Source organism: Aeromonas sp. 75A, from assembly GCF_051919425.1.
Lineage (GTDB): Bacteria > Pseudomonadota > Gammaproteobacteria > Enterobacterales > Aeromonadaceae > Aeromonas > Aeromonas veronii.
In genome coordinates, this window is the sequence record NZ_JBQBES010000002.1 from 4360635 (window position 1) to 4373464 (window position 12830).

A 12830-nucleotide genomic window follows, 5' to 3' on the forward strand; every position below is an offset into this window, starting at 1 on the left:
ATGGGACAGCAAAAACCGTTGGGCGGGGCCGGTCTGCGCGGTCAAAGCGCAGGGGAGACCAGTATCTGCACAGTAGGCAAGAGCGGCACCGGTCTTACCTATCGCGGCTATGACATCAAGGAGCTGGCCGACAGCGCTCAGTTCGAGGAGGTCGCCTATCTGCTGCTCAAGGGGGAATTGCCCGGTGAGCAGCAGCTTGACGCCTACAAGCGCGAACTGCGTCGCCTGCGCACCTTGCCCCTGCCGCTGCTGGAGGTACTGGAGCGCATTCCCGCCGATGCCCATCCCATGGATGTGCTGCGCACCGGCTGTTCCATGCTCGGCGATCTGGAGCCGGAAGATGGTTTCGAGCATGAGCATGAAGTGGCGGATCGGCTGCTGGCCGCCTTTCCGGGCATTCTGATCTACTGGTACAAGTTCAGTCACGAGGGCGTTCGCATCGCCCTAGATACCGATGAAGAGTATATCGGTGGCCATTTCCTCGCGCTGCTGCACCAGAAAGCGCCGAGCGAGCTGGAGCGTCGGGTGATGCATGTCTCCCTCATCCTCTACGCCGAGCATGAGTTCAACGCCTCCACCTTTGCGGCGCGGGTTTGCGCCTCGACGCTCTCTGACATGTTCTCCTGTATCACCGCCGCCATCGGCACCTTGCGTGGCCCGCTCCACGGCGGTGCCAACGAGGCGGCCATGGCGATGATTGAAGATTGGCAAGACGAGGCGCAGGCAAGGCGCGAACTGCTGGCCAAGCTGGCGGCCAAGGAGAAGATCATGGGCTTTGGCCACGCCATCTACCGCACTTCTGATCCGCGCAACGTCATCATCAAGGAGTGGTCGGCCAAGCTTGCCGAGGCGGTGGGTGATGATCGCCTCTATCGCGTCTCCTGCGAGGCGGAGAAGGTGATGTGGGAAGAGAAAGAGCTCTTTCCCAACGCCGACTTCTTCCACGCCAGCGCCTATCACTACATGGGGATCCCGACCAAGCTGTTCACGCCTATCTTCGTCTGCTCGCGGGTCACCGGCTGGTGCGCCCACGTGATGGAGCAGCGCGAGCACAACCGGATCATCCGTCCGAGCGCCGATTATGTCGGCCCGGCCCCCCGTCACTTTGTCTCCCTACAACAACGATAAGGAAATCACGATGTCCGCCAACGTCGACGTCAACCACAGACCCGAGCCCGATCAGGTACTGGTAGATATTGCCGATTATGTCTGCAACCACCCCATTACCAGCTCTGCGGCTCTCGACACCGCCCGCTACTGCCTGATGGATACGCTCGGCTGTGGCCTCTTGGCCCTGCGCTTCCCCGAGTGTACCAAACACCTTGGCCCCATAGTCCCCGGTACACTGGTACCCCACGGCGCCCGAGTGCCCGGTACCCAGCTCTGCCTCGACCCGGTCAAGGCGGCTTGGGATATCGGCGCCATCATCCGCTGGCTCGATTACAACGACACTTGGCTAGCCGCCGAGTGGGGTCACCCATCCGACAATCTGGGCGGCATTCTCGCCACTGCCGATTGGCTCTCCCGTACTCGCGTGGCCGATGGCAAGGCACCGCTCACCATGGCCGATGTGCTGGTGGCCATGGTCAAAGCCCACGAAATTCAGGGGGTGCTGGCGCTGGAGAACTCCTTCAACCGGGTCGGTCTCGATCACGTGGTGCTGGTCAAGGTCGCCAGCACCGCCGTGGTGACTCACATGCTGGGTGGCACCCGTGATCAGGTGATCGATGCGGTCTCCCAGGCTTGGGTCGATGGGCAAAGCCTGCGTACCTACCGCCATGCCCCCAATGCGGGGTCGCGCAAGAGCTGGGCGGCGGGGGATGCAACCTCTCGCGCGGTGCGCCTCGCCCTTATCACCATGAGCGGCGAGATGGGCTATCCAGGCGTACTGAGCGCGCCCAAGTGGGGTTTCTACGACGTGCTGTTCAAGGGCAATCAGTTCGCCCTGCATCAGGGGTACGGCAGCTATGTGATGGAAAACGTGCTGTTCAAGATCTCCTATCCCGCCGAGTTTCACGCCCAGACAGCGGTGGAGTGCGCCATGAAGCTGCACGCTCAGGTGAAGGGGCGGCTCGACGAGATAGACCGTATCGAACTCACTACCCATGAGTCGGCCATTCGCATCATCAGCAAGGTCGGCTCCCTCAATAACCCGGCCGATCGGGATCACTGCCTGCAGTACATGGTGGCAGTGCCGCTCATCTTCGGTCGCCTGATCGCCGAGGATTACGAGGACGATGTTGCCGCCAATCCCCGCATTGACGCGCTACGCGGCAAGATGGTAGTGCAGGAGGACAAGCGTTACAGCCGCGAATATCTGGAGGCGGACAAGCGCTCCATTGCCAACGCCATCCAGATCTTCTTCAAGGACGGCACTCACACCGCCAAGGTGGAGGTGGAGTATCCAGTCGGCCATCGCCGTCGCCGGGAGGAGGGGATCCCGCTGCTGGTGGAGAAATTCCAGCACAATCTGGCCACCCGCTTCCCGGCCAAACGGGTCAACGACATTTTGGCCCTCTGTCAGGACGGGCCGCGCCTTGCCGCCACCCCGGTGCACGCCTTTATGGATCTGCTGGTGATCTGACCGGTCTTGCATTGGCCAACATATCGGCAAACAGTGATAAACGAAAAGCGGGCTCATCGGCCCGCTTTGTTATTCTGGCGGCTTATCCCTCGATAAGCCTTACCCCAGCGCACGGCTGTCGCCGTTAAAGAGCGCTGTCATGATGGCCGTCTCGCGACTGGCGATGGTCTCGAGGAACTCGTTGGCACGCCCCATCTGATGACACACCTGATATCCACGCTCGACAAAGGAGAAGAGCTCGCCAAGCCCCGCCAGATGGGCGGGCCCTGACACCAGCTTGAGGGTCGCCCCCAGCAGTGGCTTTCTCGCCAATCTGTCCAGCGTCATGCCAAGCTCGCTCACCAGCGCAATCTGATGTTCCCGGCGCGCCTGTTCACCCACGGCACGATAGGCGATGGTGTAATGATCCGGTGTGATGGGATCAATGCCATCAATGCGTCGCAGCGCCACCACCATCAGGTAGTCCAGCTCTTCGGAGAGAGCGTCGAGCTCGATCGCCTGCGCCAGCACCTTGAGGCCGGACTCCGGCAACAGCCGCTCGGCAGTCGGCATCACCCGCATCACATCCGCATCGCGGCGGGCGCAATCCCCCGGGCCATAGAGGTCGGTCAGGAAAAACTCGGCGGCAGGGCCGTAGCGGTCACTCTCCAGCAGATCACGATGGGTCCGCCCCAACCGGTCGGCCTGCCACTGGCGTAGCCGATCCCGATCCTGCAGATCCTCCGGGTGAGCACGCATCTGCTCGCGCAAGGCTGCAACCCGCTTGAGCTGGCGGTAGAGCCGACCCAGGGTGCTATCGTCGTCGTGGGCATGTTCTTGATGCGTCATCTACAGCTCTCTGGCCTTGGGCCCATTGATGGGGATTCGGTGATACGAAGATACAAGTGAATGAAAAACAAGCAGCTTTTGCTGACCGTTCCGTGACAAGTGTAGCGCGCACGGGGGAGGGAATAAATGCCATGCCTCGCTGATGGCCTTCATCCCTCTCGACTCTGTTAAGTGAGTCCCATTTATGTGAAGCATCCTTTCATTTGTTGTGAACATGTGTTTAATATCAATAACTAACTTATGACCCAGAGTAACGACCATGTTCTTCAACTCGCTCGCTGGCAGCAGCGCACTCTCTATCATTCAGATCAGCCGTCAGCATCCGCTGGGATTGGCCGCCGCCCGGCTCGCGGCCGCAGCCATCGCTGCGGACATGAGCGAGAGCTATCAACTCGATTGCGAATGGGCTGATGAAGAGGAGACCGAGCTTCGTTTTCGCGGCTCAGGGGTACATGGTACTCTCACCCTGGACGAAGATACCCTGGAACTGGAAGTGCATCTTGGTTTGATGCTGTTGCCAGTACGCAGCGTACTGGAGCAAGAGATCCTCGATTATGTCGACAATCGCTTACCTTGCCCCAAACGTGTTTGAAACTCTTCGTTGCACTGGTTTTAAATAAACCAGCTGTAAACGATGACTGTTTAAAATAAGTTGGCAAGCCATATGGTTTGTCAGATTTATTCTCCAGTGAGCTCTCAATTCTATTTTTTAAGTAATCTTTCATTTTTATTTCATATTTCGAGTCGGCACTCATTAATGTCATTCTGATTGCATCAAGCCTTCATCCGGATATGAGGGAAGGAGCAATTTGCCGCCTCGGTAAATTCATTTTGTAGGGAAACAACCATGCCACTGAGTGAATTTATCTCCTGCGTCGATACCGCCTGGTTACGCATGGACAGACCCAACAACCTGATGCAGATCATCGGTGTCCTGATGTTTGAAGGAGAGCTTGATGAAACGCGTCTGCGGGCCGGATTGCGTCATACCATTTCGGTGCAACCCCGCTTCCACCAGCGGGCCGTGCTGGAGGGGGGCTCCTACTACTGGCGCCATGATCCCGATTTCGATCTCGATCAGCACCTCAAGCGAGTGATCCTGCCGGGTGAAGCGGGCAAGCTGGAGCTGGAGAAGCTGGTGGCCGATCTCGCCTCGACGCCGCTCAACCACCAGCGCCCCCTGTGGGATATGCACCTGACCGACACTTCGCTGGGTGGGCAAGCGCTGGTGGTGCGCATTCACCACGCCATGGGCGATGGCTTCTCGCTGGTGCGAGCCATGCTGACCATGATGGATAACACCCCGGAAGGGGCGCCGCGACCACCGTCACCGGAGCCACTGGATGACAGCGATGACGAGGATGAGGAGGATTGCCACCAGGGCAGCCGTCTGGTGCGGGCCGGTCTCAAGCTGACCGGTAGCCTCTGGTCCAAATATGTCGAAGTGGTCACCCATCCCACCAAGGCGGTGGATTACCTCAAGACCGGGCGCGATCTGGCGAGCGAGCTGTGCAATATCGCCACCCTCGGTGATGACTCCCCCTGCCGCCTGCGGGGTAAGACCACCAGCACCAAGCGGGTGGCCTGGTCGGAGCAAATTGATCTGCCGGATATCAAGGCGGTGGGCAAGGTGCTGGGCTGCTCGGTCAACGATCTGCTGATCGCCGCCACCGCAGGGGCGTTTCGCCACTACCTGCAGGAGAAGGGGGATGATGCCAACAAGGTCAAGATCCGCGCCCTGGTGCCAGTCAATATGCGTGCACCGGACGATGAGGGGGCACTTGGCAACCGCTTCGGGCTGGTGGCCCTGGACTTGCCACTGGATGTTGAACACCCGTTGCAGCGGCTCTATACCGTACGTGACCGGATGCAGGCGCTGCGCACTTCTCTACAACCCGTGGTGGTGCTCAACCTGTTACATGCCCTTGGCATGGCCCCCAATGCGGTGCAGCAGCAGGCCGTCGAGCTGCTCACAGCCAAGGCCAGTGCCGTGATCACCAACGTGCCCGGCCCGCAGCAGACCCTCTATCTGGCTGGAGCAAAATTGCGTCAGCCGCTGTTCTGGGTGCCGCAATCGGGGGATATCGGTGTCGGCGTCTCCATCCTCTCTTACGATCACAAGGTGCAACTGGGCCTTATCACCGACAAGAAGCTGGTGCCGGACCCTGATCAGGTTGTCGACCGCTTCGCCGTGGAGTTCGAGCAACTGCTGTTGCTGGTGCTGATGGAGCCGGAGCTGTTGTTTGACCCCAACGGACTGGATGCGCTGCTCGGTTGATCGTGCATTTGATAGACCGATGGCGGCGTATTCCAACCGGTCAGCACCCATCATAAAAGAGGCCAACCCGCGGGTTGGCCTCTTGTTTTGTTATCTATCCGTGGCAAGAGTGGCGGTTAATCCTCCAGCTCTTCGCGCGCCGCCTCTACATCGAGGCGCTCCATGGCATCCATGGGTTCGCACTCGGCCGCTTCGGCATAGAGGGCTTCGGCGGCTTTCAGGCGGCTCTTGCCGTGCAACATCACCTGAGCGTTGGCGTACTCCATGCGGGCGATAGCCGATTCGGGGATCAGCGCCAGCGCCTCCTTGAAGTGACGCTCGGACTCCTCCTTCTTGGCGCCATAGGTGAGGCCGCCGATCATGGCCCCCAACTTGTCGACGATCTCCGCATGCCAGGCGCCAAAGGCAATATGGGCCTCGGCGTGGTCTGGCGCCAGCTCCAGCGCCTTCTCAAGACTTGCCTTGATCTTGTCGCCAATACCTTGCGAGAGTGCCTTGGAGATGGAAATGACCTGACTGTAGCGACCGAGCGCCAGCGCGTGGAAATACCAGGCGTTGGCGTTCTTGGGCTGACGCTTTTGCAGCTTATCGGCATGGCTGGCCGCCCGCTCGAAGGCGGCGCGCTTGGCATATTTGTCTTCCAGCAGATAGCTGGCATGGATCACCAGCGCTTTGTTCGCCACATTGAGGCCCGCCTCACCGGCCGCTTCGCCAAGGGCGACGGCCCGGGCAAAATCCCCGGCATGATAGGCCCGCCAGGCATCCTGTACCTGTTCATCCTCGGGCCAGGGTTCGGCATCCCCCTGATGGAGGCGACCCCAGTTGTCCGCCAGCTTCTGGCCGGCATAGTCATAGGCCGCATCCGCGTAGGGGAAGGTGACAAATTCGAGTTGTGAAGTGGTCATGCTTGTTCTCCCTGTAGCATGTGAATCAAACCTTGTCGGTGTAGTGGTGGGCGAGGGCGCCCAGATGAGCGCGGGCATCGGCCCGCAAATAGGGTGCGACCAGCTGCATCACCTGAAAGACGCCGAGGGCGATATCGGCGTCCGCCTTGGGGTGCAGTGCCCGCTGGTAAGAGATCCAGAATGTGCCCACCAGCGCCACATTGGCTGCCAGCGTGCGCATTTGTTGCGCCGTGCCCTCCATCAGCTCGACCGTTTGCAGATGGTTGCAAATGGCGATGGCGGTCTGCTCCTTGCGGCGCAGCAGGGCGGAAAAGCGCTGTTCCACCTGATGATAACCACTCATCAGGGTCGCGATATCGTAGTAGAGGAAACGGTACTGCCAGATGGCTTCAAACATCAGGTGGAGAAAGAGCCAGATATCTTCTGGCTCATCGGACGGGGTGCTGACCGCCTCCAGCAGGCGATCCATCTGCTGTTCAAATTCGCAGAACAGGGCGTTGACGATCTCCTCCTTGTTGTGGAAGTGGTAGTAGAGATTGCCCTGGCTGATCTCCATCTCGGCCGCAATGGCCGAGGTGGTGACGCTGGGTTCCCCTTGTCGATTGAAGCAGGCGAGGGCAGTGGTCAGGATCCGCTCCCGGGTACGACGTTTGGGTTTGCGATCCATGCTACTCCTTTGGTGATGAACGACGCACGCCGTGGCGATAGCGTTTGGCAAGCCAGTGCTGCAACTGCTCCAGCGACTTGTCGAGGGCGGCGACCGAGCCAATGCCGGGGGCTAGCAGGGTGCGATCTTCATCGGCTAGCGCGGCCAGATTGAGCTCGAGGCCATGCTTGGCCAGCACCGGCGCCAGCTCGTCACGACGCTGCCAGAGATCGCGGCGGGTATGCTGGTAAGCGTGCTCGCAGAGACGGCGGCGATCCCGGTAACTGAACACATTGGTGAAGAACATCTCGCCATCGGCAGAAGAGGGCTCAAACAGCAGGGCGTCGGCGTCGGGATATTGGTGTTTGTAGCGATCCATCCCCACATGCATACGGGAGTGGATGATGGCGCGAAAGGTCTGGGCCAGTACCACCGGCAGACCGCTGTCCACCAGATTGGTGGGCGCGCCGGCGGCCATGTCCGCATCATAGGGCACTAGCGGATTGATGCAGAACACCAGATCCGCCCCCTCTTCCAGCGCTACCGAAGCGTGCAGAGTCTTGATCAGCGCCCCATCGACGTAGTAACGGCCATTGATCAAGGAGGGAGGAAAGAGACCAGGCAGGGCCGCAGAGGCCTGCACGGCCGCCGAGATGGGCACGTCATCGAGCCCCGGGCTACCGAAGGCGACCGGATGGCCGGTATCGAGCTCGGTAGCGACCACAAACAGTCGGCTGCGCAGCTGGCGAAAATCATTGCTGCGGCCGGGACGAGAGAAAAACTGGGTCAGGGTGCGATCCACCCCGCGGTTGTCGAACAGTCCGGTCGGAATGGCCTTGGAGAGTCCCTGCAGCGATTCAAACAGGCTGCGCTTCCAGGGCGCAGCCAGATAGTAGGTCAGGCTCTGCCACGCCAGTGGCGGGATCGAGGTCAGGCGGTCGGCATATTCACGAAAGGCGGGTCGCAGCAAGGTAGCCGGGTCAAACATCTCCCCCGAATCATCGCTGAGCAGGATCCGCACCAGCTTAGCCGGCGAGATGCCGTTGGCCAGCGCCGAAGCCACCACGGCCCCCGAGCTGACGCCAACATAGATATCGGCATGGTCAAGGCGCAAGCCGTTGATGCTGTCAGAGAGGGCTGCGCAGGCACCGATCTCGTAGATGCCGCCGAGCGGCCCGCCGCCAGCAAGGGCAATTGCGATGGTACTCATAGCGTTGCCTCCCTATCCATGACATTCACCATGACAAGACCGGCCCAGCGAAGGGCATGGGCCGGTATCAATCAACTTCCGTCACCGCGAGGGATCAGGGCAGGACGCTCTCTGCTTTGGCCTTCACCTCTTTCACCGCATCTTCGGCGGCGGAGAGGAGATCGGCAGCCTGCTCAACCACGGCCTCTTTAGCCTTGGCTACCGGTGCCTTCTTTACCGGAGGCTTGCGGGCCGCGGGCTTTTTGGCGGCAGCCGGTTTGGCTTCTGCGGCCGGTGCTTCCTCTTCCTGTGCATCCAGCAGTTGCTGGACCACATCGGTCAACTCGGCCATGCGCTTGGAGAGCTTATCGATATCCTTGCGGGTCGGAATGCCGAGGCTGGCCACAGCGCGGGCCACGCGATCTTCAAACACCTGCTCCAGACGACCCCAGGTATTGGCAGTCTTGTCGGTCACAGCGGCAATCTTCTCATCTGCGCTCTGACGGGTTTTGGCCTGCAATGCTTCCCCTTCCTGCACCAGGGCTTCAAAGATCTTGCCACCCTCTTCCTGTGCTTTGGCATAGGCACCCAGACCCGCCAACCAGATCTGCTGGGTGGACTCCTTGATGGTGGAGGTGAGTTGGTTGTCGGTCACTGACCCTGCCAGCGCTTTCAATTTCTTAGCCATGATCTTCTCCTTGAATAACGACAGTTAAATGTAATGGCGACAACGAAACTGCAATCGGGTTGTGGCATTACTGATTTTTCAACTTCAGTCTAGGGACAAAAAATAGAGGGTTCTACCTAATAACGGAACAGGCACACCACCGAAATTAGGGTTTGCTCACGAACCGACAATCAAATTGCGGATTCCCATATGAATCGTGATATATCTAACAACCTAGTAACACCCTAATCAGTAGCAGGATTCTCTTTATGAACTATTTCATTACTGGCGGTAGTGGTTTTATCGGGCGTAGATTGATCAAAAAGTTATTCCAACAGCATCCCGACTGTATCGTCTATTTTCTGATGCGCGCCTCTCATCAGGATAAATTGCCGGAGTTATTTGCATTCTGGAATGTGGATGAATCGCGTGCAGTCCCGGTTTTTGGCGACATGACGCAACCGCTGCTGGGGGTATCGGTCGAGATACAGGAGCCGTTGATCGGCAAGATAGACCACTTCTTCCATCTGGCTGCCATCTATGACCTCAACGCCAAGGCCGGGATCCAGCAGCAGGTCAACACCGAAGGGACCCGTCAAGCCGTTCAACTTGCCGAGCGGCTGGGGGCTGGGCAGTTCCACCACTGCAGCTCCATCGCTGCTGCGGGCCTGTTTGACGGTCTGTTTCGCGAGGATATGTTCGATGAGGCCGAACACCTCGACATGCCTTATTTCCAGACCAAGCACGAAGCGGAAGGGATTGTGCGCAACGAGTGCACCATTGCGTGGCGGGTCTACCGCCCGGGTATCGTTGTCGGTGACTCCAATACCGGCGAGATGGACAAGATCGACGGCCCTTACTACTTCTTCAAGACCATCCAGAAGCTGCGCCGTCTGCTGCCGCCCTGGATGCCCGCCATCGGGGTTGAGGGCGGGCGCATCAATATCGTGCCGGTCAACTTTGTGGTCGATGCCATGGAGCATATCGCCCATCAGGAGGGAGAGGAGAACAAAACCTTCCATCTGACCGACCCCAACCCGATGCGGGTTGGCGACATGCTGAGCACCTTCTCCCGCGCCGCCCATGCGCCAGAGCCTGCGATCCGCATCAACGCCTCTCTCTTTAATTTCATTCCCCGCCACCTGACCGCCATGCTGATGACCATGGCGCCGGTGCGCCGCATCCGCGATGCCGCCATCGCCGATCTGGGTCTGCCCAAAGATGTGTTCCGCCTTATCAGTTATCCCACCCGTTTCGACAGTCGCGAAACCCAGCGAGTACTGAAAGGGACCGGTATCGAAGTGCCACCACTGCACAGCTACGCCTGGCGGCTGTGGGATTACTGGGAGCGTCACCTCGACCCGGAGCTCTTCATCGATCGCTCCTTGCGTGGTCGGGTAGAGGGCAAGGTGGTGCTGGTGACCGGGGCCACCTCCGGCATTGGCCGAGCAACCGCACGCAAGCTGGCGGGGGCAGGGGCCAACGTCGTTACCATCGCGCGCGACGAGCAGAAGATTGCCGAGACTAAAGCTGAGTTTGCCGAGCTGGGGCTGACCATCGAGATCTATCAGGGGGATCTCTCCAATCTGGCGCAAGCCGAGGAGATCACCGCTCGCATCGTGGCCGATCACGGCGGCGTCGATATTCTGGTCAACAATGCCGGCCGCTCCATCCGCCGCTCCATCGAGGACTCCTTCGATCGCTTCCACGATCTGGAGCGCACCATGCAGCTCAACTACTTCGGCGCACTCAAGGTGATCATGGGGGTGCTGCCCACCATGATTGAGAAGAAAAAAGGGCACATCATCAACATCTCCTCCATCGGGGTGTTGACCAATGCGCCGCGCTTCTCCGCCTATGTTGCCTCCAAGTCGGCCCTCGATGCCTGGGTGCGTACCGCCGCCTCCGAGTTTGCCGATAAAGGGGTCAGCTTCTCCATCATCAATATGCCGCTGGTGAAAACGCCGATGGTCGCGCCGACCAAGGTCTATGAGCAGGTACCTATGATGACGCCGGAAGAGGCGGCCGATCTGGTGTGCGATACCATCATCAACAAGCATGTGCGACTGGCCACTCGCCTCGGGGTGTTTGGTCAGGTGGTGCATGCCCTGGCACCACGTGTCGCCCAGGTGATCATGAACACCAGCTTCCGCACCTTTGCCGCTCCCAAGGATGGCGACAAATCCAAAGCCACCGCCGATCAGGTTGCCGTCTCGACCCTGATCAAGGGGATACACTTCTAACCGGATGATGGGATAAAGAGATCAACAGGGGCCTGAGCAATCAGGCCCCTGTTTTATTTGGAATAACAGTTGAAGGACGAATAAGGAGGATCAGACTCGGGACAGCAGATCAAGCAGCAGATCAGTCGTGCGACGGGAGTAGAGCAGAGAGAGATGGCCAATGGCGGGCAACTCGATATCTTCCATTCCCACCAATCGTTGCCGCTCTTGTGGCATCACCACATTGTCGTGACTGGTGCGCACCGAGATGCCGGGTACGCAGAGCGGCACCGAAGCGAAACGCTGCAACCAGCCGGAACCGGGCTCCATCTCGCGGGCATTGGCCCCAAGCCCTAGGGCGGCAAGCTGACTCCCCTGATGAGGCGTAGCCAGGGTGATCAGGCGCACGACCTTGTCACCACCATGGATAGCCAGATAGTCGCGGCAGACCAGCCCCCCCATGCTGTGACCAACCAGCACCAGCTTGTCAGCCCCGGTCTGCGCCAGCACATCGTCAATCAGGGTGGCCAGCAGCGGCACCATCTCATCGATATGACCAAATGGTGGCATCAGGGTAATGGTGGCGACCACATGGCCTGCGCCCTCCAGCCTGGCGCGCTGGGTGCGCCAGATCCCGCGACTGCAACCGTAACCATGCACCAGCAATACGGGGCGCTGGCATGGCCGCAGCCGATCGGGTGCCATCAGCAAAGGCTCGAACGGTAGCAACAAGGTGAAGGTGTAAAGGTAGGCCAGCATCTCCTGCGCCATCATCTTCACCCTGCGCCAAGGGCCGATAGCCGGGGAGGGGTAGAAGCGGGTAAACAGCCAGCTGCCGAGCACCACCAGACAGCGCAACCCAAGCAGGGCAAACACGACAAACAGCAGGGTCAGCAACCAAGGAAGTCCCACGACCAAGTGGGCGATACTCCCGAGGAGCAGCACCTCTACCATCAGCAGGATAAACAGGTGTCGTACGATCGTCATAAGGCCATGATCCGACCAGTCAGGCGTAGAAGTCAAATGGCACTTTGAGACAGCTTGATCCAGCGCGGCTTTTATCACTAACCCCCGGAGAACTCTTTTCCGGTGAGGTTATTTGCAATACTGTATACCCATACATATACTCTATCCATCATCACCAAGAGGAGGCCATCATGGCTGTCGAGATCAAATATGTGGTTGTTCGTGGGGGAGTGGAAAAAATGACCTTTGCCAGCAAAAAAGAGGCCGATGCCTATGACAAGCTGCTGGATACGGCCGATGAGTTGATGACCCTGTTGGCTGGTGCCCCGATCGAGTTGGCGCCAGAGCAGCAAGAGAGTCTGGCATTCTACCTGGCAGAGCAGCGTGATGTGCTGCAAACCCTGCTGCGCGGCGGCAAGGTTCAGGCAAGCATGAAAGAGGAAGAGGCCCCAGCAGCCAAGCGCAAGGAGAAGCCACTAAAGCAGGTGGCCTGATTGCACAGACCTGCTATTTCTCGGGATAAACAGCTCACCGCATTCACTTTA

The 12830-nt window shown here is 59.2% G+C and carries 12 protein-coding genes; 6 read left to right on the forward strand and 6 right to left on the reverse strand.

The features are described 5' to 3' along the window. A complete protein-coding gene (prpC, locus tag ACTG2T_RS20210; RefSeq protein WP_330124222.1) occupies positions 1-1128 on the forward strand; it encodes a bifunctional 2-methylcitrate synthase/citrate synthase in 1128 nt (375 codons plus the stop codon). 10 nt (positions 1129-1138) lie between these two features. Further along, on the forward strand, positions 1139-2584 hold the full coding sequence (locus ACTG2T_RS20215) for a bifunctional 2-methylcitrate dehydratase/aconitate hydratase (protein WP_330124223.1): 1446 nt from the start codon (positions 1139-1141) through the stop codon (positions 2582-2584). A gap of 99 nt (positions 2585-2683) precedes the next feature. On the opposite strand, the gene ACTG2T_RS20220 is transcribed toward ACTG2T_RS20215, so the two are convergent. Next, positions 2684-3412 (reverse strand): FFLEELY motif protein, encoded by a 729-nt coding sequence (locus tag ACTG2T_RS20220; protein ID WP_204477083.1) that lies wholly within the window; start codon positions 3410-3412, stop codon positions 2684-2686. Positions 3413-3671: 259 nt separating this feature from the next. Between ACTG2T_RS20220 and ACTG2T_RS20225 the strand changes: the two genes are divergently transcribed. Both ACTG2T_RS20225 and ACTG2T_RS20230 read left to right on the forward strand, forming a co-directional pair. Further along, positions 3672-4004 carry a polyhydroxyalkanoic acid system family protein gene (locus ACTG2T_RS20225; RefSeq protein ID WP_330124224.1) on the forward strand — a complete coding sequence of 111 codons (333 nt, stop codon included), beginning with the start codon at positions 3672-3674 and terminating at the stop codon, positions 4002-4004. 255 nt (positions 4005-4259) lie between these two features. Next, entirely contained in the window at positions 4260-5690 is a 1431-nt protein-coding gene (locus tag ACTG2T_RS20230; RefSeq protein WP_139438446.1) for a wax ester/triacylglycerol synthase family O-acyltransferase, read from the forward strand. Positions 5691-5806: 116 nt separating this feature from the next. Here ACTG2T_RS20230 and ACTG2T_RS20235 read toward each other — a convergent pair whose 3' ends face one another. The 4 genes from ACTG2T_RS20235 to ACTG2T_RS20250 form a co-directional block, all read right to left on the reverse strand. Continuing rightward, positions 5807-6595 carry a hypothetical protein gene (locus tag ACTG2T_RS20235; RefSeq protein ID WP_330124226.1) on the reverse strand — a complete coding sequence of 263 codons (789 nt, stop codon included), beginning with the start codon at positions 6593-6595 and terminating at the stop codon, positions 5807-5809. 25 nt (positions 6596-6620) lie between these two features. After that, on the reverse strand, positions 6621-7262 hold the full coding sequence (locus ACTG2T_RS20240; protein ID WP_330124227.1) for a TetR/AcrR family transcriptional regulator: 642 nt from the start codon (positions 7260-7262) through the stop codon (positions 6621-6623). 1 nt (position 7263) lies between these two features. Continuing rightward, positions 7264-8451: a patatin-like phospholipase family protein gene (locus ACTG2T_RS20245; RefSeq protein WP_040065538.1), complete on the reverse strand. Its 1188-nt coding sequence runs from the start codon at positions 8449-8451 to the stop codon at positions 7264-7266. Positions 8452-8545: 94 nt separating this feature from the next. Continuing rightward, positions 8546-9118 (reverse strand): phasin family protein, encoded by a 573-nt coding sequence (locus ACTG2T_RS20250; RefSeq protein WP_005333118.1) that lies wholly within the window; start codon positions 9116-9118, stop codon positions 8546-8548. A 248-nt stretch (positions 9119-9366) separates the two neighbouring features. On the opposite strand from ACTG2T_RS20250, the gene ACTG2T_RS20255 reads away from it, so the two are divergent. Continuing rightward, entirely contained in the window at positions 9367-11340 is a 1974-nt protein-coding gene (locus ACTG2T_RS20255) for an SDR family oxidoreductase (protein ID WP_330124228.1), read from the forward strand. A 90-nt stretch (positions 11341-11430) separates the two neighbouring features. On the opposite strand, the gene ACTG2T_RS20260 is transcribed toward ACTG2T_RS20255, so the two are convergent. Next, entirely contained in the window at positions 11431-12306 is an 876-nt protein-coding gene (locus ACTG2T_RS20260; protein WP_330124229.1) for an esterase/lipase family protein, read from the reverse strand. Between the two features lie 170 nt (positions 12307-12476). Here ACTG2T_RS20260 and ACTG2T_RS20265 point away from each other — a divergent pair, with 170 nt between their 5' ends. Next, positions 12477-12779 carry a YebG family protein gene (locus ACTG2T_RS20265; RefSeq protein WP_236289054.1) on the forward strand — a complete coding sequence of 101 codons (303 nt, stop codon included), beginning with the start codon at positions 12477-12479 and terminating at the stop codon, positions 12777-12779. Positions 12780-12830: the final 51 nt, after the last annotated feature.